We start from the raw sequence: 20007 nt of genomic DNA, 5'->3' as shown, positions 1-20007 counted from the left end.
GAGGCGTTACGCAGTTCACTAATTGAACGATAGTTGCCCTTCCAGTAGACTTTCCTCCTGTGAATCAACGGCCACAGGAGGTGGACTATGCGCAGCTTGCCGATTCGGTTATCGAACAAAATTGATGATGATCTGAACGATATTGCCCGGCGTCATGGGATGGAAAAAACCGAGGTAATCAAAATGGCGTTTGCACTGATTACCCTTGCCGATAAGTACTGGATGAAACAGGATGGTACTTCTCTTGGCATTGTACGGGAGAAGGGTGAACAGCTTGAAGCGGTGGGGCGGGTCGTGGAGATCTTCCCATGAACATCGAAAGCCGTAATCTGCGCGATGAGGCCAGCCAGGTTTATCTGGAGCAGGTGTTGGTCTTCGACGAAATGGAGCGTCTGCGCTTGGCGCGCCAGGTATTGTGCGGGATATTCGCGGTCAGCGTGGGCGTATTCGCCGCCCACGCGTATTGGGACAAAAATGAAGCGCTCGGACAAACGTTCGAACTGGTGAAGATCGGCGCCTTGCCGCTGGTCACGCTGGTGGTTTCCTTCTACTTTCCCACCAGCGCGGCCAGATAAGGCGCCGCGTCAATGCGACTTCATGCCCGCCGCGGTCATCAGCAGGCGGAACAGCGAGGCGACCACGAACAGCCCCAGCACGCTGGCGCTCCAGATGATCACCAGCCAACCGATGCGTTTCCACCAGGGCGCCGGCGCGGCGGTTGCCGTTTTATCTTGCATAGCGTCCTCCCTTCTCAGTGATAGCCGTGTTCATGGCTGATCTTGCCGCGGAACACGTAGTAGCTCCAGAAGGTGTAGACCAGAATGATCGGGATGATGAACAGCGCGCCCACCAGCATAAAGCCGAGGCTCTGCGGCGGGGCGGCGGCGTCCCAAAGGCTGATGGCCGGTGGGATCAGGTGCGGCCAGATGCTGATGCCAAGCCCGCTCAGGCCGAGGAACACCAGCAGCAGCGTCAGCATGAACGGCGAGTAGTGCGCGCCGCGTTTCACCCCGCGCTGAATTCCCCAGGCACTGAGCAGCACCAGCACCGGCACCGGCAGCAGCCAGAACAGATTCGGCAGCGTAAACCAGCGGGCGGCGATTTCAGGATGCGCGATCGGCGTCCAGATACTGACCGCGGCCAGCACCAGCAACAGGATCGCCAGCAGCGGCGTCGCCAGATGATACATGCGCGCCTGCAGATCACCGGCGGTTTTCATCACCAGCCAGGTGCAGCCTAGCAGGGCGTAGGTCACCACCAGCCCCAGCCCGCAGAACAACGCGAACGGCGTCAGCCAGTCCAGTGCGCCGCCGGCGTAGGTGCGGCCTTCGACCGGGAAGCCGTTGATCACGGCGCCCACCACCACACCCTGGCTGAAGGTGGCGAAGATTGAGCCCCAGATGAATGCCTTGTCCCAGATATGGCGTTTCTCCGGCGTCGCCTTGAAGCGAAACTCGAAGGCCACGCCGCGGAAAATCAGCCCGATCAGCATCAGCGTCAGCGGGATCGCCAGCGCGTCGAGGATCACCGAGTAGGCCAGCGGGAAGGCGCCGAACAGCGCGGCGCCGCCCAGCACCAGCCAGGTCTCATTGCCGTCCCACACTGGGGCGACGGTGTTCATCATCAGATCGCGGTCGCCGCTCTCTTTCACCCACGGAAACAGGATGCCGATGCCCAAGTCGAAACCGTCCATCACCACGTACATCATGGTGCTGAACACGATGATCACAAACCAAATCAGCGGAAGATCGATGCCCATGTTCAGCTCCTGTCGTCCAGAGTGTCGTTGACCGCGGACAGCGGACGCGCCGGCCGGCCCTCGGTATTGTCTTCTTGGTGTTCATGCGGCTGCGGCCCTTTGCGGATCAGGCGCATCATGTAGGAATAGCCCACGCCGAACACCGAGCAGTAGACGATGATGAACGCCAGCAGGCTGATGCTCATGTGCAGATCGCCGTGCGCGGAGACCGCGTCCTTGGTGCGCAGCAGGCCGTACACCACCCACGGCTGGCGGCCGATCTCGGTGGTGAACCAGCCCGCCAGCAGCGCCAGCAGCCCGGAAGGGCCCATCCACAGGATGAAGTACAGGAACGGGCGCGACTGATACAGCCCACCGCGCCAGCGCAGCCACAGGCTCCACACCCCGGCCAGGATCATCAGCATGCCCAGCCCGACCATGATGCGGAACGACCAGAACACCACGGTGGAGTTGGGGCGATCTTCCGGCGGGAAGGATTTGAGCGCCGGTACCTGTTCGGTCAGGCTGTGGGTCAGGATCAGGCTGCCGAGGTACGGTACTTCCAGCTTGAAGCGGGTCTCTTCGCGCTCCATGTCCGGCCAGCCGACCAGGATCAGCGGCGTGGCTTCGCCCGGCGGGTTTTCCCAGTGGCCTTCGATGGCGGCGATCTTCGCCGGCTGGTGTTTCAGCGTATTCAGGCCATGCGCATCGCCGATCAGCGCCTGCACCGGCGCGACGATCAGCGCCATCCACATCGCCATCGACAGCATTTTGCGCATCGCCGGGGTATCGCGGCCGCGCAGCAGGTGCCAGGCGGCGGAGGCGCCGACGAAGAACGCCGAGGAGAGGAAGGCGGCGGTGGACATGTGCAGCAGGCGGTACGGGAAGGACGGGTTGAAGATCACCTTCAGCCAGTCGACCGGTACCACCTGGCCGTTGATGATTTCATGCCCCTGTGGCGTCTGCATCCAGCTGTTGGAAGCCAGGATCCAGAAGGTGGAGATCAGCGTGCCGAGCGCCACCATGCAGGTGGCGAAGAAGTGCAGGCCGGGGCCGACGCGGTTCCAGCCGAACAGCATTACGCCGAGGAAACCGGCTTCGAGGAAGAAGGCGGTCAGCACTTCATAGGTCAGCAGCGGCCCGGTAATGCTGCCGGCGAACTCGGAGAAGAAGCTCCAGTTGGTGCCGAACTGATAGGCCATCACCAGCCCGGACACCACGCCCATGCCGAAGTTGACGGCGAAAATCTTTGACCAGAAGTGGTAAAGCTCACGGTAGGCTTCATTGTGCGTTTTCAACCATAACCCTTCCAGCACCGCCAGATAGCTGGCTAAACCGATGGTGATGGCGGGGAAGATGATATGGAAAGACACGGTGAAGGCGAACTGTATTCTGGCGAGTTCCAGTGCATCAAGACCCAGCATGGCGCCTCCTAGGGTTGAACATAAATTAACCTCTTGAGTATAGCTGTCATTTTTATGTGAAATACTTGGCGTTAAGTTAAGCACGGAGTACAGTGACTATAATAGTGACAGTTATTTTACTTTTTCATATAACAGTTAATGGTTATGACCCGATACGAGCAGCTTGCGCAGCAGATTAGAGAACAGATCCAGAACCGGGTGTGGCGGGCGGGCGACAAACTGCCTTCGCTGCGCGAGAGCGGCAAACGCGCCGGATTGAGCCTGATGACGGTAGTGCAGTCTTACCAACTGCTGGAGAGCCAGGGGTGGATCGTCGCCCGGCCGCAGTCGGGCTACTACGTGGCGGCGCGCCCGCAGCCGCTGCCCCAGCCTTCGCGCGGCGAGAAGCTGTTGCTGAGCGAGCAGGTGGACATCAACGCCTTTATTTTCGACGTGCTGCAGGCCTGCAAGGATCCGGATATCGTGCCTTTCGGTTCGGCCTTTCCCGACGCCACGCTGTTCGCCCAGCCGAAGCTGGCGCGCGCGCTGAGCAGCGTGGCGCGCAAGTTCACGCCGCACAGTTCGCTGGCCAACCTGCCGCCGGGCAACGACGCGCTGCGGCGGCACATCGCCCAACGCTATGCGCTGAGCGGCATGCAGGTCGCGCCGGACGAAATCGTCATCACCGCCGGGGCGATGGAGTCGCTCAGCCTCGGCCTGCAGGCGGTGACCCAGCCGGGCGACTATGTGGCGATCGAATCGCCGGCGTTTTACGGCGCGCTGCAGGCGCTGGAACGGCTGCGGTTAAAGGCGGTGGCGATCGCCACCCATCCGCAGGACGGCATCGATCTGGACGCGCTGCAGCAGGCGGTGGACCAGTATCCGATCAAAGCCTGCTGGTTGATGACCCATTTCCAGAACCCGCAGGGCGCCACCCTGCCGGAGGCCAACAAGCAGCGTCTGGTGACGCTGCTGCGCGAACGGCAGATCTCGCTGATTGAAGACGACGTCTACGGCGAACTGTACTTCAGCGCGGAACGGCCGCTGCCGGCCAAGGCGCTCGACAGCGGCGGCCAGATCCTGCACTGCTCGTCGTTTTCCAAATGCCTGGCGCCGGGCTTTCGCGTCGGCTGGGTGGCGGCGGGGCGTTATGCGCAGCAGATCCAGCGTTTGCAGCTGATGAGCACCGTTTCCACCAGCGTGCCGACCCAGATGGCGCTGGCGGATTATCTGCTGCACGGCGGCTACGATACCCATCTGCGGCGGTTGCGGCGCCTGCTGGCCCAGCGGCAAAGCGCGATGCGTCAGGCGATCGCCCACCATTTCCCGCCGACGGTGAAGGTCAGCCAGCCCGACGGCGGCTACTTCCTGTGGCTGGAGCTGGATCCGGCGCTGTCGTCGATGGAACTGTACCGGCGCGCGCTTTCCCGGGGCATCAGCATCGCGCCGGGGCGCATGTTTACCACCGGCGACCATTTCAACCACTGCTTCCGTCTCAACGCCTCTTTTGAATGGAACGACCGCTTTGAAGAGGCGATCAAAACCTTAGCCAAGCTTATCCGGGGGCTGGCGGCGGCAGGTTGAACGGCACACCTGGCGTCAGGACAGATAGTGCTTCAACGCGCGCCCGGCCTGGTGGATCGCCGAATGCACCGCCGGGACGTGGGCGAGCGGATTCAACAGACCGTAGTCGTGGATCAGCCCGTTATAGCGGGTGGAGGTGACCTCGACGCCGGCGGCATCGAGCAGACGCGCGTAGGCTTCGCCCTCATCGCGCAGCACGTCCAGCTCGGCGGTTTGCACCAGCGCCGGCGGCAACCCCCGTAGCTGGTCCGGCGTGGCGTTGAGCGGCGAGGCGTAGATATCTTTGCGCTGCGCCTTATCGGGCGCGTAACTGTCCCAAAACCACTTCATCATGTTGCGGGTCAGGAAATGGCCTTCGGCAAACTGATGATAGGAATCGGTATCAAACTGGGCGCGGGTGACGGGCCACAGCAGGATCTGGCAGCGCAGCGCCGGTATGCCTTTCTGTTTGGCCATCAGGCTGACCACCGCCGCCATATTGCCGCCAGCGCTGTTGCCAACCACCGCCAGCCGCGAGCCGTCGACGTTGATCTTCTCGCCGTACTCGGCCACCCATTCGGTGGCGGCGTAAGCCAGGTTGATCGCCTCAGGGTAGCGCACCTCCGGTGAGCGGGGATAATTGACGAACACCGCCGCCGCACCTGAGCTGTGCACCAGATCGCGCACCAACCGTTCATGGGTGGGAAAATCGCCCAGCACCCAGCCACCGCCGTGGAAGAACATGAATACCGGCAGCGCCTCTTTGACCCTGGCCGGCCGCACCAGCTGCAGCAGAATATCCTGACCTTCTACGTGAATGGTTTTCTCGCTGATCTCGACCTCGCGCAGCGGCACCTCGACGCTGCGTTGCGCGTCCTCCAACACCCTGCGCGCCTCTTTGGGCTTCATCTGTTCCATAGGTTTACCGCCGCCGGCATTCAGCGCGTCGAGAAACGCGCGGATGTCGTGTTGGGCGTGCGGCTGGCTGAGATCGACGGTTTTCTTGGGCATGGGGACTCCTTGTGCGCAAAAGAGAAGGGGCGGTCAGGATCACAGTGTAGTCGCTGGCGCACAAAGCAGGAGCCGCGGCCAGCGTGGCCCCTTTTGGCCGGTGGGGTCTCGCGTCGCTGCCGCGATGCACCATTCTGGCGCACCGCTGCACCCGCTGGGGGCAAAAAGTGTGATAGCGAGCAAATCGGGCGAAATTATTTTTGCGAGCCCGATCAGAAATCCTGAAGTTTTTCGCAATTGAATAGGATTTCGCGCGCAATGATGATTTTAGGCCTTATTTTTTAATTTATGCATTACCAATGCATAGAAAATGAATAACTATGCAATATAAGCCGTTGTTTTAACGCCAGAAATAGCAAAATCCGGTAAAAATCCCGTTTTGGCACGATAGCTGCTCTACACTCTTTATCAAACGACATGTATTTTAACTGCTCGTTAACATTTACTCCCCGCTCAGGGACCGGATATACGCCATAAATAGTGAAAAACCGATTTTATGTAACAGATTTGTTTCTAAATCAGCGGTGAGGGGCAGCATTTTCTCCGCCGTGAAAGTCGGTTTTGAACAACGGTTTTTTTGCAATGTGGCGGCCTAGCCGGGCCTGAGCGGCCCTTACAGTCAAAATTCAGCCTTTGCTGAGATTATGAGGTCACTATGGAACAGCCAATCGCAGTTACCCGCCAGTCTTTCGATGACTGGATGGTCCCGGTTTATGCCCCTGCCGATTTTATTCTGGTGCGGGGAGAAGGCTCGCAGGTGTGGGATCAGCAGGGTAAGTCTTACATCGACTTCGCCGGCGGCATCGCGGTTAACGCGTTGGGGCATGCGCACCCGGCGGTCAAGGCGGCGCTGGTGGAGCAGGCGGGCAAACTGTGGCATCTGGGCAATGGCTATACCAACGAACCGGTGCTGCGCCTGGCCAAAAAATTGATCGACGCCACCTTCGCCGACAAGGTGTTCTTCTGCAACTCGGGCGCTGAAGCCAACGAAGCGGCGCTGAAACTGGCGCGCAAGCATGCGCACGACCAGCACGGCGCCGGTAAAGATCAGATTGTGGCGTTCAACAACGCGTTCCACGGCCGCACGCTGTTTACCGTGTCCGCCGGCGGCCAGCCAAAATACTCGCAGGACTTTGCGCCGCTGCCGGGCGGCATCACCCATACGCCGTACAACGATCTGGCCGCGGCGGCCGAGCTTATCAACGATCGCACCTGCGCGGTGATCGTCGAGCCGATCCAGGGCGAGGGCGGCGTGCTGCCGGCGGAAGCCAGTTTCCTGCAGGGGCTGCGTGAGCTGTGCGATCGCCATAATGCGCTGTTGATCTTCGACGAAGTGCAGACCGGCGTCGGCCGCACCGGCCATCTGTATGCCTACATGCAGTACGGCGTGGTGCCGGACGTGCTGACCACCGCCAAAGCGCTGGGCGGCGGCTTCCCTATCGGTGCCATGCTGACCACCGATGCGCTGGCGAAAACGCTGGGCGTCGGCACCCACGGCACCACCTACGGCGGCAACCCGCTGGCGACGGCGGTGGCGGGGACGGTGTTCTCCATCATCAACACCCCGGAAGTGCTGGAGGGCGTCAAACAGCGTCACCAGTGGTTTATCGACGGGTTGAACGACATCAACCGTCAGTACCCGATCTTCGCCGACATTCGCGGCGGCGGTTTGCTGATCGGCTGCCAATTGACGAAAGACTATGCCGGCAAAGCGAAGCAGATCACCCAACTGGCCAACGAAGAAGGCGTTATCGCGCTGATCGCCGGCCCGGACGTGGTGCGTTTCACGCCGTCGCTGATCATCCCTGAGCAGGATGTGAAAGAGGGGCTGGCGCGATTCGCGCGCGCCGTGGCGCGCATTTGCAGCTAATCAGCGGGCTGCGCCTTCACCGGCGCAGCCTGATTCAGAAGAGGTTCGCATTATGATGATTATTCGCCCTATAGAGCGTCGCGATTTGGCGGATTTATTGACGCTGGCCGGTAAATCCGGCATCGGTCTCACTTCACTGCCGCAAAATGAAGATACCCTGTCGGCACGCATTGAGCGGGCGTTAAAAACCTGGCAAGGCGAACTTCCGCAAAGTGACCAGTGTTATCTGTTCGTGTTGGAAGACAGCGAGCGCCGTCAGGTGGTCGGGGTCTGCGCGATCGAAGTGGCCGTCGGCCTGGCGGAACCCTGGTACAGCTTCCGCGTCGGCACGCAGGTGCACGCTTCCAAACAGCTGAACGTCTATAAATCGGTGCCGACGCTGTTCCTCAGCAACGACCATACCGGCCATTCGGAGCTGTGCACGCTGTTCCTCGATCCGGATTATCGTCACGGCGAGAACGGCAAGCTGCTGTCGAAGGTGCGTTTCCTGTTTATTGCCGCGTTCCGCGAACGTTTCTCCCGGCGCCTGATCGCCGAGATGCGCGGTTTCTCCGATGAAAACGGCCGTTCGCCGTTCTGGGAGAGCGTCGGGCGCCATTTCTTCTCCATCGAGTTCGCCAAGGCGGACTACCTGAGCGGCACCGGGCAAAAGGCGTTTATCGCCGAACTGATGCCGAAACACCCGTTGTATGTCGATTTCCTGGCCGAAGACGCGCAGAAAGTGATCGGCGAAGTGCATCCGCAAACCCTGCCGGCGCGCCGGTTGCTGGAGGCGGAAGGCCTGAGCTATCAGGGCTACGTCGATATCTTCGACGGCGGCCCGACGCTGGAAGCCGAGATCGACCACATCCGCGCGGTGAAGCAGAGCCGCCTGGTGAAAGTGGTGCTGGATGACACGCCGATGCGCGCCGATGCGCCGGTGCATCTGGTGGCCAACGACAACTATCAGCACTACCGCGCACTGTTGGTCAATGCCGATCTGTATGACGACCGCCTGCATATCAACGCCGCCACCGCCGCGGCGCTGGGCGTCGAACAGGGCAGCCCGGTGCGGGTGCTCCCCCTTATTGCACAGGAGAAAGCATGATGTCTCATCCTGCACTGTTGATTAACGGCGTCTGGCGGCAGGGCCGCGGCGCCGAGTTCGGCAAGGCCGATCCGGTCGGCAACCAGCCGCTGTGGCGCGCCAACGCCGCCGATACCGACGACGTCGCCGCCGCCTGCGAGGCCGCGCGCGCCGCGTTCCCGGCCTGGGCGCGTACGCCGTTCGAGCAGCGCGAACAGCTGGTAAGACGCTTCGCCGCCTTGCTGGAAGAACACAAGCAGTCGCTGGCGGAAACCATCAGCCGCGAGACCGGCAAACCGCGCTGGGAAACGCTGACCGAAATTCAGGCGATGATCGGCAAGGTGGGCATTTCGCTGCAGGCCTATCAGACGCGCACCGGCTTTAGCCAGACGGCGATGGCCGACGGCGCTTCGGTGCTGCGCCATCGTCCGCACGGCGTGCTGGCGGTGTTCGGGCCTTACAACTTCCCCGGCCATCTGCCGAACGGCCATATCGTGCCGGCGCTGTTGGCCGGCAACTGCGTGGTATTCAAACCGAGCGAGCTGACGCCGCTGACCGCCGAGGAGACCCTGAAGCTGTGGCTGCAGGCCGGCCTGCCGAACGGGGTGATCAACCTGGTGCAAGGCGGCCGCGAGACCGGCGAAGCGCTGGCGTCCAGTGCGGATATCGACGGCCTGCTGTTCACCGGCAGCGCCGGCACCGGCTATCACCTGCATCGCCAATTGGCGGGGCAGCCGGAGAAGATCCTGGCGTTGGAGATGGGCGGCAACAACGCGCTGATCGTCGACGGTTTTGACGATCGCGATGCGGCGGTCAACCTGGCTATCCAATCGGCGTTTATCTCCGCCGGCCAACGCTGCACCTGTTCACGCCGTATTCTGGTGAAGCAGGGGGCGGAAGGAGACGCCTTTATCGAACGTTTGGTCCAGGTGGCGGGTGAACTGCGCGTCGGCCGCTGGGATGCCGAACCGCAGCCGTTCATGGGCGGGGTGGTGTCGGCAGCCGCGGCGGAAAACATGCTGAACGCGCAGCAGCGCTTGCTGGCGCTGGGCGGCAAATCGCTGCTGAGCATGCGCCTGCTGGAACCGGGCAGTTCGCTGCTCAGCCCGGGCATCGTCGATCTGACCGGCGTGGCCGGCGTACCGGACGAAGAGTATTTCGGCCCCTTGACCACCATCGTGCGTTACCGCGATTTCGACGAAGCGCTACAGCTGGCCAACCGGACGCGCTACGGCCTGTCGGTGGGGCTGGTATCGCCGCAGCGCGAGTTGTTCGAGCGGCTGCTGCTGGAAGCGCGCGCCGGCATCGTCAACTGGAACAAGCCGCTGACCGGGGCGTCCAGCGCGGCGCCGTTCGGTGGCGTGGGGGCCTCCGGCAACCATCGCCCAAGCGCCTTCTATGCGGCGGACTATTGCGCCTGGCCGATGGCGTCGCTGGAAAGCGAAAGCCTGTCGCTGCCGGCGACGCTCTCGCCGGGCTTGTCGTTCCGTTAATCGTCTGCGGCGGCGCGATGGCGCCGCCGCAGGCCATCCCCAGGGGATAGCCATGTCAGGATATGAAGTCAATTTCGACGGTTTGGTGGGGCCGACGCACCACTATGCCGGGCTGTCGTTCGGCAATGAGGCCTCGACGCAGCACCAAAACAGCGTATCGAACCCGAAGCTGGCGGCGAAACAAGGTTTGCTGAAAATGAAGGCGCTGGCCGATCTCGGTTTCCAGCAAGGGGTATTGCCGCCGCAGGAGCGGCCGCACTTGCCGATGCTGCGGCGCCTGGGTTTCAGCGGCAGCGATGAGGCGGTGCTGGCGCAGGCGATGCGTCAGTCGCCGCGCCTGCTGTCGGCGCTCAGCTCGGCATCTTGCATGTGGACCGCCAATGCGGCCACCGTGTCGCCTTCGGCGGACAGCGCCGACGGCAAGGTGCATTTCACCGCCGCCAACCTGAACAACAAATTCCACCGCGCCATCGAAGCGGAAACCACCACCGCCGTATTGCGGGCGATGTTCAGCGACGATCGGCATTTCGCCCACCATGAGGCGTTGCCGCAGGTGGCGTTGTTCGGCGACGAAGGGGCCGCCAACCACAACCGTTTGGGCGGCGACTACGCCAGGCGCAGCGTGCAGGTGTTCGTCTACGGTCGGCAGGAGTTCGGCGGCGAAACGGCGCCGGCGCGTTATCCGGCGCGCCAGACGCGCGAAGCCGGCGAGGCGATCGCTCGCCTGCACCAGTTGGACGAGCAGCATACGGTCTTTGTGCAGCAAAACCCGGCGGTGATCGATCAGGGCGTGTTCCATAACGACGTGATTGCGGTCAGCAACCAAAATGTACTGTTCCACCACCAGCAGGCGTTTCACCGCCAGCAGCAGGCGCTGGATGAAGTGCGCCGCAAGATGGCGTCGCTGGACAGCGAGCTGGTGGCGATCGAGGTGCCGACCGAGCGCGTTTCGGTGGCGGACGCGGTGGCGACCTACCTGTTCAATAGCCAAATTCTTACCAAACCGAACGGCAGGATGATGATCGTGGTGCCGGAAGAGTCGCGTCAGCACGCCGGCGTGTGGCGTTATCTGAACGACATGGTCGGCAGCGGCGGCCCGATCGATGAAATCCGCGTGTTCGACCTGCGCGAAAGCATGCGCAACGGCGGCGGCCCGGCCTGCCTGCGGCTGCGGGTGGCGCTCAACGAACAAGAGTTGAGAGCGGTCAATCCGCGCGTGATGATGAACGAGCGGCTGTTTGCGACGCTGAACGAATGGGTGGATCGTCATTACCGCGATCGCCTGACGCAGGATGACCTGGCCGATCCGCTGCTGCTGCGCGAAGGGCGCGAGGCGCTGGATGCGCTGACGTCGATCCTCGGCCTCGGTTCCATCTATCCATTCCAACGCTAACGGAGGCGGCATGATCGATCTACTGCCCCTGACGCTGGAAGGGAACGAACCCGTCGAATGGCAGGGTGAAACACCACAGCTGCGCTGGCGCTGGCAGGGGGAAGGGGTGCTGGAGCTCACGCCGCGGCAGCCTTACCGCCAGGCGATGGTGATGTCGGCGGGCGTGCACGGCAACGAAACCGCGCCGATTGAACTGCTCAATCAGCTGGTCGGCGATCTGCTGGCCGGCCGGTTGCCGCTGAAGGTGCGGCTGTTGGTGGTGCTGGGTAACCCGGCGGCGATGCGGGCCGGCAAGCGTTATCTGCACAGCGATATGAACCGCATGTTCGGCGGCCGCTACCGCAACTTCGCCGCCAGCGGCGAAACCGTGCGCGCGCAGCAGTTGGAGCGTGCGCTCGCCGCCTTTTTCGATGGCGAGCAGGCGGCGCGTTTCCACTACGATTTGCACACCGCCATCCGTGAATCGCGTTTGCCGCGCTTCGGCATTCTGCCCTTCCAGAAACGCCCGTACAGCGAGCCGATGTTGCAGCTGCTGGATGCCGCCGATCTGGATGCGCTGGTGGTGCACAGCGCGCCGGGCGGTACCTTTAGCCACTACTCCAGCGAACATCTCAATGCGGCGAGCTGTACGCTCGAGTTGGGCAAGGCGCGGCCGTTCGGCAGTAACGATCTGCAGCAATTCGCCGCCATCGATCGCGCGCTGCGGGCGGCGGTCAGCGAAGGGCCGCCGCCGGTGCGTGCGGGCGCCGAGATTCGGGTTTTCCGTGTGATGCACTCGTTGATCAAGCACAGCGAAGATTTCAAGCTGCACCTGGACGATGACACGGCCAACTTCACCGAGCTGAAACCGGGGATGTTGCTGTGCGAGCAGCCGCAGGAGGAGTATCGCGTGGGCCAGGAGGGGGCGTGGATACTGTTCCCTAACCCCGGTGTGGCGTTGGGCCTGCGTGCCGGTATGTTGTTGAGCGAAGTTTCCCGTTCTACGCTGTATTGATTTATCCACGGCGGCGCCCTCAGCGCGCCGCCGTTATTCCCTTCATTATTTTAGTCTGCTATTTCCCGCTATTTTAATTGCCGTAAGGCGAATTTTATTCGTTCCGAAGAGATTCCCTTATGTGAATGAATAAAAGGCGGTGTCAGATGATTAGCTGAAAGTCTTAATTGCCTGGTGAATATGTTAAGACAAAAATGTGAAATAAGTAACGTTTTTAATAACCATGCTAATTTTGTTGTTACATTTGAATCGCGCAGAAAGCACGCAAAACGAAACCTAAATGCACCATATTGGTGCGTTGCACCATTTTGGTTATAACTTATGTGGCAAAATATTCATATATTCAATGGGTTGTGTGAGGCTTTCTTTGTAATGTTTAGTTACAAATAAACATGCTTTCTCCTCGTTGTTTCATGAACTTTTTGATTTTAAGTTTTGATTCATGATGCTAATGTCACATCACCCCCGTATTAGGGGTGCTCATAAAATACCAAAAGATAAAATCACAGCCCAAATTATAAATGGGCGTGACGGGCAGGGTTCTAATTATAATATCTAGGAAAATAAATGATGAAACGCAGTGTATTAGCCTTAGCTGTCGCCCTCGGGGCGATCACCTCCTTCGCCAACGCGGCTGAAATCTACAATAAGGATGGCAATAAACTCGACCTGTACGGCCGTGTTAACGCCAAGCATTATTTCAGCGACAGTAAATCCAACGACGGTGATATGACCTATGTTCGCCTGGGCTTCAAAGGCGAAACGCAAATCAATGATCAGTTGACCGGGTACGGCCAGTGGGAATACAACGTCCAGGCCAATCACGACGAAGCGCAGGGCACTACCGGCACCAAAACGCGTCTGGGCTTCGCGGGGCTGAAATTCGGCAACTACGGTTCTTTCGACTACGGCCGTAACTATGGTGTGGTCTATGACGCCGAGGCTTACACCGACATGCTGCCGGAGTTCGGCGGCGACTCCTACAGCTATACCGATAACTTTATGACCGCCCGTTCCAACGGTTTGGCCACCTACCGCAACCGTGATTTCTTCGGTTTGGTGGACGGCCTGAATCTGGCGGTGCAGTACCAGGGTAAAAACGATGGCGACGGCCGCAGCGTGACCAAGCAAAACGGCGACGGTTACGGCCTGTCTCTGGACTATCAGGACATCGGCGGTTCCGGCATCGGCGTAGCGGCGGCGTTCTCCGACTCCAACCGCACCAGCGCTCAAAAAGCGCTGCAGTACGGTAAAGGCGACAGCGCCACCGCATGGACCACCGCGGTGAAATACGATGCCAACCAGGTTTACCTGGCTGCGATGTATGCCGAAACCCGCAACATGACGCCGATCAGCGTCAACGGCACTTCCGGTTTCGCCAATAAAACGCAAAACTTCGAAGTTGTGGCCCAGTATCAATTCGAGAACGGTCTGCGTCCTTCCGTGGCTTACGTGCAGTCCAAAGGCAAGGATATCGAAGGGATCGGTGATGCCGACCTGGTGAAATACGTGGAAGTGGGGGCGACTTACTACTTCAACAAAAATATGTACACCTACGTTGATTACCAAATCAACCAGCTGAGCGACGATAACAAACTGAAATTGGCCAACGATGATATTGTTGCCGTCAGCCTGACGTATCGCTTCTAATCTGCAATTCCCTTACCTTCATCCTGTGTCGGGATTGGTAATCAGGCGGGGCGCAAGCCCCGCCTTAGCTCGTTGACAAAGGCGGAAAAAGCGTGGTTTTTCCTTCTTTGTGGTGAGCAACCGAAAATCAATGAATTGATTTCCCTTATTTTAAATGCTGTTTTCGGTAAACCTGGCAATGTCATCAGGCTTGTCATTCACCTCAGGCGGGGCGCAAGCCCGGCCTTCGTTTTATCGGGATCTCAGCCTTTGGGCGCCAGCCCGACCAGCTCAATGGCGGAACGCAGCGCGGCGAAACGTTGCTGATCCTGCTCACGCTCTATTTCGTTCACCAGCTGTGAAAGAATATTGCCGCCGGAGACCTTTTTATGGTTTTGGATTAACTGCAACACTGCGTCGCCTAACGCCAGGCTGACGTCGTGCAGCAGAGTTTCATATTGCTCGTTGGAGTGAGCCGATGCTGGCATGACCTTTCTCTGTCTCTTTCTTCTTCGGGAGCCGCAATTTAGCAAAACAGCGGCCTTATGCCTCGGAGGAAGACGCAGTTTCCGATGAAATCAGAAATTCCTCAGCGTCGCGCGGGAGGGCGTTAAAAATCCGAATATTCGCTGGCTGGCAACCAGAAGCCGTCGATAAACTCTTCCATGGGATAACAGCCGGCGTGTCGCAAGTTCTGTTCCTTCATTGCGACCAGGCATTGCGGCTCGTCGCGCAATATGTCGACCACCATTTCACTGCAGCCACCATCCAGATAACAGACAAACATCACCAATGCGTACATCGTTGCACGCCTCCTTCGTCGAGTTGCTCTGTCTGCAACAGTGTAGGTAAAAAAGCGCGATTTTTCAGCATCATTGCGCGATTAATCGCCACCGAAACGCCGCTGACGACACTTTCGGAATACTCTAACCGTTTCTGACGCCGTGAGCGGATGGCATATCCTTTTGTCGATGCTAAGCTTAACTAGCCTTACTTAAACGCATTAGTGAAACCATCAAAAGGAGTGAATATGGGCTTGTTTAACTTCGTCAAAGAAGCGGGCGAAAAACTGTGGGACACAGTCACCGGCAATGCCTCCGCCGAAGATCAAGGCGCCAAACTCAAGGAGCATCTAGATAAGAGCGGCTTGCCGGGCACCGACAAAGTCAATGTGCAGGTGATCGATGGTAAAGCCGTAGTGACCGGCGACGCCGTCAGCCAGGAGTTAAAAGAGAAGATCCTGGTGGCTGTCGGCAACGTGGCGGGCATCAGCGGCGTGGAGGATAAGGTGGCGGTGACGCAACCCGACGCCGAGAGCCGCTTCTATACCGTGAAGAAGGGCGATACGCTGAGCGCCATCTCTAAAGAGATGTACGGCAACGCCAATCAGTACAACAAGATTTTCGAAGCCAACAAGCCGATGCTGTCGAGCCCGGACAAGATTTATCCTGGGCAGGTGTTGCGTATCCCGCAATAACGCGTCGGTCTGCCATAGCCCGGTTGCGTACCGGGCTTTTTTTTGTCCTCTGCAATAGGTGTCTCTTATTTCCCTGCGATCTTGATGCCGGTTACATTTCCCCTGTGTACCCGCTCGCTTGCCGGCAGGCGCGGTGTTGACCCTGATGGGGAAAATTGATAGCGTCATCCCCCGGTTGAGCCGGAACGACCAAGGCGGCAACGTTGGCGCCTTATTCTGAGGGGATGTTTTGCCCCGTCAAACAGCAATGCAGCAGTTGAACGAGTGAAACCGATTTAGTGAAACAACAGCGTAACGCCTCAACGGATAAAAACTATCGAGAAACCTTGGGTGATGCGCAATTTGCGATCGTCGTGTTGGCGGTGGCGTCCTGCTCACTGATTATCTTTACGCTGGCGGTCACGCTGTGGGTGACCTGACGCGATTAACTAGGGGAGATAAAATGGAGCCTAATCTCCATGATGAGACCAAACTGCTGGCGATTATCGGCCTGTTGGTGTCCGTGCTGCTGGTGGTATCAATTCTCTTTGGCGTGACCTATTTCTCCGATCTCAGGCACGCGCAGGACGATATAGACATCATGAGCTGCTATATCAAAGCGTCCTGACCGCGCAACTGCGCCTGAGCGTCGCCGCTCTGTGGGGAAGCTGTCCTGTGTTAAGCTTGGGCGGTTACCCTTGGCGAATCGGCGCCATTCAGGAGGTCTTTGCGATGAGTCAGTCACGTCCTACGCTCTCTTCACCTGCACGCGAATGCCCTGTCGTTGACGGCGTGCGCCAGATACAACGTATTGCCGTGCGTAACGCAGAAGTGGGGGGCATCCCGATCAACCGTGCGTTACCAACCCGGGAGCGGCGCACCGTCGGCGCCTGGTGTTTTCTCGATCACGCCGGGCCGACGGTATTCAACGGCACCTCGCCCGGCATGGATGTGGGGCCGCATCCGCACATCGGGCTGCAAACGTTCACCTGGATGATAGAGGGGGAGGTGCTGCACCGAGACAGCCTCGGCAGTGAGCAGGTGATTCGCCCGGGCCAGGTTAATCTGATGACCGCAGGGCGCGGCATTGCGCATACCGAACAGTCGGTGGGTGAGCAACGGCGATTGCATGCCGCACAATTATGGATCGCGCTGCCGGCCGAACATGCCGACATGGCGCCACGCTTCGATCATTATCCTGACTTGCCGCAATGGCAGAATAACGGCGTGAATCACCGTTTGCTGGTGGGGGAATTTGGCGCTTATCGTTCACCGGTGTTTACGCTTTCGCCATTAATCGCCATTGATCTGGAATGGCAGGAAGCGGCGAGGATCGAATTGCCGCTGCGCGATGATTATGAAATCGGCTTTTTGCCCCTTATTGGTGCATTTGAACTTAATGGTGAAACTTTTTCACCTGATGAGTTCGCCTATTTGGGCATGAAGAATAACTCTATTGGGTTAAATGCGCAAAAGGGCTGCCGGGGATTATTAATCGGTGGGGCGCCATTAAACGAAGAGGTCCTTATCTGGTGGAATTTCGTTGGCCATAGCAAGGCTGAAATTACTCGGGCTCAGCATGATTGGGAACAAGGGGCGCCGCGCTTCCCGGCGGTTAGCGGTTATTCTGGTGAGCGCATGACCGCGCCACGCCTGCCCTGGAGCGATGTTTGATAGCGTTAGGATATAATCGCCGCGATTATTCGGCTTATTTCGCTCTAATAAGGCGCAATTAATGTGATCGCGGCTCCAGCTTTACGACAATATAAGGTTTATCGGCGGAAAAGTGATCTGGCGCATATAATGACAGCGAGAAGAAGTTTAGGATAATCCTCAGGAAGTAAGGTTGTCTCCCGTTAGTCAGATGTCAGTGAGGTCATTATGAGCCAGGTACTCTATCGTGCAAGACTGTCCCATGTCGTGGTTGCCACGGCGCTGTTTTGGGCCTCTGTCGCGGCATTGTTGGTCGCCGTATTAAACTAACCTCAAAAAATGACTCCTGCATAAACCCGCCTCGGCGGGTTTTTTTATCTCCGCCGGTGGGAAGATGAGAGGCGGAGTTTATAATTGATGGCATCTTCAATAAACGACCGGGATCCTCATGAAGTTCTTTGCCGATATTTTGCTGCTGCTCATCGCAGCGCTCCATCTTTATATCCTGGTGCTGGAAATGTTCCTGTGGCGTACGCCACTCGGCAGGCGCGCATTCGGCACGACGGCGGAGTTCGCCGCCGCCACCCGGGTGTTGGCCGCCAATCAGGGGTTGTACAACGGCTTTCTGGCGGTGGGGTTGGCATGGAGCTACTGGCGTGGGGATATGGCGCTGCAGCTGTTCTTTCTCGGGTGCGTGTTAGCGGCCGGCGTGTTCGGCGGGCTGACCGCCAGCCGCAAAATTCTGTGGGTGCAGGCGCTGCCGGCCGCGATCGCGATACTGGCGGCATGGGCGGCGCGTTAACCCGCCGGTTTGCGGCGGGCTTCAGGCGGATTTTTGGTGAATGACGTGCAGCGGCGGATCGATATGCAGATCGACGCTCAAATCCTGGCGGAAATCATAGGGCGTGATATTAAAACGCTTTCTGAACATGTACGTGAAGTGAGACTGTGAACCGAAGCCAAAGTCCAGGGCAATATCGAAGATCGACGCTTCACTGCTGCGCAGTTGGTAGACCGCGCCGGCCAGACGGCGTTCGCGAATGTATTTGCCGAGCGAAATCCCCGTCGCTTCTTTGAACAGCTTCTGCATGTGCCACAGCGAGTAGCCGGAGTACTCGGCCAGCTCTTCGAGATGGATCACTCGTCCGAGGTGAGTTTCGACCCATTTGCTGAGGGCGCAGACCAATGAGAGGTGGTGTTCTTGTATCATCAGTGCGTCAGTGTGAGACCTACATAGCGGTGAAGTATACACAACTTGCCGCCGTGGACAAAAACGCCGCCGGCGTCGGGCGGCAATTATTCGGAAAAACCGCTTAACCGCCGCTTGTCAGCCGAAAGGAAAAACGGCTAATCTGAGACGGTCACCGCCTCGGTGGGGGACGCAAAGAAGGCCGCAGCAAGTAACCGCCAAAACAGAGTCAGCCGTAACAACTCAACGTTGATGGGGTGATCGCATGTTAATGACAGTGATTATTACTCTGGTTGTAATCGTGGGCGTCGGCGCTTTTATGGCGATGCCGGTGATGAGCATGAAAAACGCGGAAGGTGTGGGAGGTGAAGAACCGTGAGAGCAAGAGATATTGCACGCCGCTGAGCGGGGCGAACGCCAATCGGGAAAGCCTGGGTCAGAAACCCGGGCTTTTTGTTGCGCAGGCGCTCAAACGTTTTTCCGCTCGACGGTTTCCTCTCCCCAATAAAGCTGGTCGGCGGTGGTTTTGGCAAAGGCTTTCTCCAGCGCTTCGTCGCTGCCTTCTTCCCAGATTTTCTGCGCCAACACTTCGTCGTTCCCTGCCAGTTCAAAAATGGCTTCGGCGATCTCCACCGAAGTTTCACGCACTGTCGCCCAGGATTTCACATTGTGATTCGCCATAACTTTCTCCTGTTGGTTGTGGCTTGGGGGTGGTTTTTGCCACCGTCATGCTGCAAGTATAGGCTAATCCGCCGCGGGCTTTTGCCCGGCGGTGCGCAGAAGGGGGAAAAAGACGGGGAGAGCGGGCAATGGCGCGGACGCCATGCTATTCTGTGCGGCGTTTGAATCAAGAAGGAAAGTTATTATGTCTGACATGCTGAGCAACGAGCAGGAATTGGCTTCCGATCTGGTCGCTTGCCAACTGGTCATCAAACAGATTCTGGACGTTATCGACGTGATTGCGCCGACCGAAGTGCGCGACAAGATGGCGGGTCAGCTCAAAAGCATCGATTTCTCCACGCACCCTGCTGGCGCCGATCCGGTGACCCGCCGAGCGATTGACAAGGCGATTGCGCTGATCGAGATGAAGTTTACCCGCAACTGAGGCGGGGCCGCCGCAGAGCGGCGGCGTCGGGCGGTGGCGGTTAATCCACCACCGTTTCGATTTTCTTGAACAGCGGGCAGTCGGCTACGCCGATGAAACCGTTGTCGCCATTCACGTACTGGGCGATCGCCACGTTACGCGCCGTCAGGTATTTGCACTGCAATCCCAACCCGCCAACGTTTTTGTTGCTGCCGATCAGCACGCCGTAGCCCGAGATCAAAAAGCCGCCGTAAATGACCGCCAACACCAGTACCCACTTAATCAATTTACTCATCGCATTTCCTCGTTGTCCCTGAGGGAGCATCTAGCCACGGCGCGCATGCGAGGGCAAGGGTAACAGTCTGAAAACCGGGCGATAGCCAGAAATCTAAACGAAAAGTTAAACTTCGTTTAACTTCGCTGTGATAACATGCGCGATAGATTACCCAGATAACAATGAGGCTG

Annotated in this window: 24 protein-coding genes; 15 read left to right on the top strand and 9 right to left on the bottom strand. The window is 58.8% G+C overall.

Annotated elements, in window-relative coordinates; translation table 11 throughout:
- The first annotated feature begins 87 nt into the window (after window positions 1-87).
- Both ACK3CV_RS14930 and ACK3CV_RS14925 read left to right on the top strand, forming a co-directional pair.
- Window positions 88-312: a hypothetical protein gene (locus ACK3CV_RS14930; RefSeq protein ID WP_025303190.1), complete on the top strand. Its 225-nt coding sequence runs from the start codon at window positions 88-90 to the stop codon at window positions 310-312.
- Window positions 309-575, top strand: coding sequence for a hypothetical protein (locus ACK3CV_RS14925; protein WP_033634914.1), 267 nt, complete (start codon window positions 309-311; stop codon window positions 573-575). Before ACK3CV_RS14930 ends, ACK3CV_RS14925 begins: the two co-directional genes overlap by 4 nt.
- A gap of 9 nt (window positions 576-584) precedes the next feature.
- Here the strand turns inward: ACK3CV_RS14925 and ACK3CV_RS14920 are convergent, their stop codons facing one another.
- The 3 genes from ACK3CV_RS14920 to ACK3CV_RS14910 are packed head-to-tail and all read right to left on the bottom strand — an operon-like array spanning window position 585 to window position 3162.
- Window positions 585-737 (bottom strand): DUF2474 domain-containing protein, encoded by a 153-nt coding sequence (locus ACK3CV_RS14920; RefSeq protein WP_071605360.1) that lies wholly within the window; start codon window positions 735-737, stop codon window positions 585-587.
- A gap of 14 nt (window positions 738-751) precedes the next feature.
- Window positions 752-1759, bottom strand: coding sequence for a cytochrome d ubiquinol oxidase subunit II (cydB, locus tag ACK3CV_RS14915; protein ID WP_033634913.1), 1008 nt, complete (start codon window positions 1757-1759; stop codon window positions 752-754).
- Between the two features lie 2 nt (window positions 1760-1761).
- The gene (locus ACK3CV_RS14910; RefSeq protein ID WP_033647706.1) at window positions 1762-3162 is read right to left on the bottom strand and encodes a cytochrome ubiquinol oxidase subunit I; all 1401 of its coding nucleotides are present in this window, start codon (window positions 3160-3162) and stop codon (window positions 1762-1764) included.
- 144 nt (window positions 3163-3306) lie between these two features.
- Between ACK3CV_RS14910 and ACK3CV_RS14905 the strand changes: the two genes are divergently transcribed.
- Window positions 3307-4725: an aminotransferase-like domain-containing protein gene (locus ACK3CV_RS14905; RefSeq protein ID WP_060423485.1), complete on the top strand. Its 1419-nt coding sequence runs from the start codon at window positions 3307-3309 to the stop codon at window positions 4723-4725.
- A 15-nt stretch (window positions 4726-4740) separates the two neighbouring features.
- Here ACK3CV_RS14905 and ACK3CV_RS14900 read toward each other — a convergent pair whose 3' ends face one another.
- Window positions 4741-5715, bottom strand: coding sequence for an alpha/beta hydrolase (locus ACK3CV_RS14900; RefSeq protein WP_043147591.1), 975 nt, complete (start codon window positions 5713-5715; stop codon window positions 4741-4743).
- Between the two features lie 655 nt (window positions 5716-6370).
- Between ACK3CV_RS14900 and ACK3CV_RS14895 the strand changes: the two genes are divergently transcribed.
- The 6 genes from ACK3CV_RS14895 to ompC all read left to right on the top strand — a co-directional run bounded on the left by ACK3CV_RS14895 (window position 6371) and on the right by ompC (window position 14181).
- Entirely contained in the window at window positions 6371-7585 is a 1215-nt protein-coding gene (locus tag ACK3CV_RS14895) for an aspartate aminotransferase family protein (protein WP_033647702.1), read from the top strand.
- 52 nt (window positions 7586-7637) lie between these two features.
- Window positions 7638-8672, top strand: coding sequence for an arginine N-succinyltransferase (gene astA / locus ACK3CV_RS14890; protein WP_033647701.1), 1035 nt, complete (start codon window positions 7638-7640; stop codon window positions 8670-8672).
- Window positions 8672-10144, top strand: a complete 1473-nt coding sequence (gene astD, locus ACK3CV_RS14885; protein ID WP_103798923.1) for a succinylglutamate-semialdehyde dehydrogenase — start codon at window positions 8672-8674, stop codon at window positions 10142-10144. The genes astA and astD overlap by 1 nt, the downstream gene beginning before the upstream one ends.
- Before the next feature lie 52 nt (window positions 10145-10196).
- Window positions 10197-11537 (top strand): N-succinylarginine dihydrolase, encoded by a 1341-nt coding sequence (gene astB, locus ACK3CV_RS14880; protein WP_164104826.1) that lies wholly within the window; start codon window positions 10197-10199, stop codon window positions 11535-11537.
- Window positions 11538-11547: 10 nt separating this feature from the next.
- Window positions 11548-12531 carry a succinylglutamate desuccinylase gene (astE, locus tag ACK3CV_RS14875; protein ID WP_033654434.1) on the top strand — a complete coding sequence of 328 codons (984 nt, stop codon included), beginning with the start codon at window positions 11548-11550 and terminating at the stop codon, window positions 12529-12531.
- A gap of 567 nt (window positions 12532-13098) precedes the next feature.
- Window positions 13099-14181: a porin OmpC gene (ompC, locus tag ACK3CV_RS14870; RefSeq protein ID WP_033634904.1), complete on the top strand. Its 1083-nt coding sequence runs from the start codon at window positions 13099-13101 to the stop codon at window positions 14179-14181.
- A 242-nt stretch (window positions 14182-14423) separates the two neighbouring features.
- On the opposite strand, the gene ACK3CV_RS14865 is transcribed toward ompC, so the two are convergent.
- Entirely contained in the window at window positions 14424-14648 is a 225-nt protein-coding gene (locus ACK3CV_RS14865) for a biofilm development regulator YmgB/AriR family protein (RefSeq protein ID WP_033634903.1), read from the bottom strand.
- 122 nt (window positions 14649-14770) lie between these two features.
- Window positions 14771-14962: a YdfD/YebW family protein gene (locus ACK3CV_RS14860; protein WP_004934567.1), complete on the bottom strand. Its 192-nt coding sequence runs from the start codon at window positions 14960-14962 to the stop codon at window positions 14771-14773.
- A 228-nt stretch (window positions 14963-15190) separates the two neighbouring features.
- Between ACK3CV_RS14860 and lysM the strand changes: the two genes are divergently transcribed.
- The 5 genes from lysM (at window position 15191) to ACK3CV_RS14835 (ending at window position 18071) form a co-directional block, all read left to right on the top strand.
- Window positions 15191-15637, top strand: a complete 447-nt coding sequence (lysM, locus tag ACK3CV_RS14855) for a peptidoglycan-binding protein LysM (protein ID WP_033634902.1) — start codon at window positions 15191-15193, stop codon at window positions 15635-15637.
- A gap of 278 nt (window positions 15638-15915) precedes the next feature.
- Complete coding sequence (locus ACK3CV_RS14850) at window positions 15916-16056, top strand: hypothetical protein (protein ID WP_162846225.1); 141 nt, start codon at window positions 15916-15918, stop codon at window positions 16054-16056.
- 23 nt (window positions 16057-16079) lie between these two features.
- Entirely contained in the window at window positions 16080-16244 is a 165-nt protein-coding gene (locus ACK3CV_RS14845) for a hypothetical protein (protein ID WP_162846224.1), read from the top strand.
- A 104-nt stretch (window positions 16245-16348) separates the two neighbouring features.
- Window positions 16349-17290, top strand: coding sequence for a pirin family protein (locus ACK3CV_RS14840; RefSeq protein ID WP_079656565.1), 942 nt, complete (start codon window positions 16349-16351; stop codon window positions 17288-17290).
- A gap of 427 nt (window positions 17291-17717) precedes the next feature.
- Entirely contained in the window at window positions 17718-18071 is a 354-nt protein-coding gene (locus ACK3CV_RS14835) for a DUF1304 domain-containing protein (protein WP_033634900.1), read from the top strand.
- A 21-nt stretch (window positions 18072-18092) separates the two neighbouring features.
- Here ACK3CV_RS14835 and ACK3CV_RS14830 read toward each other — a convergent pair whose 3' ends face one another.
- Window positions 18093-18479 (bottom strand): helix-turn-helix domain-containing protein, encoded by a 387-nt coding sequence (locus ACK3CV_RS14830; protein ID WP_004927697.1) that lies wholly within the window; start codon window positions 18477-18479, stop codon window positions 18093-18095.
- 447 nt (window positions 18480-18926) lie between these two features.
- Window positions 18927-19139, bottom strand: a complete 213-nt coding sequence (locus ACK3CV_RS14825; RefSeq protein ID WP_004927694.1) for a YccJ family protein — start codon at window positions 19137-19139, stop codon at window positions 18927-18929.
- A gap of 184 nt (window positions 19140-19323) precedes the next feature.
- Here ACK3CV_RS14825 and ACK3CV_RS14820 point away from each other — a divergent pair, with 184 nt between their 5' ends.
- Window positions 19324-19563 carry a DUF2766 family protein gene (locus tag ACK3CV_RS14820; protein WP_004927692.1) on the top strand — a complete coding sequence of 80 codons (240 nt, stop codon included), beginning with the start codon at window positions 19324-19326 and terminating at the stop codon, window positions 19561-19563.
- 40 nt (window positions 19564-19603) lie between these two features.
- Here the strand turns inward: ACK3CV_RS14820 and ACK3CV_RS14815 are convergent, their stop codons facing one another.
- Window positions 19604-19837: a YobH family protein gene (locus ACK3CV_RS14815; RefSeq protein WP_004927690.1), complete on the bottom strand. Its 234-nt coding sequence runs from the start codon at window positions 19835-19837 to the stop codon at window positions 19604-19606.
- Window positions 19838-20007: the final 170 nt, after the last annotated feature.

Source organism: Serratia sp. TSO36 (genome assembly GCF_057808395.1).
Note: the sequence above shows the minus strand (reverse complement) of the source record. Positions and strands in the feature narration are given on the sequence as shown.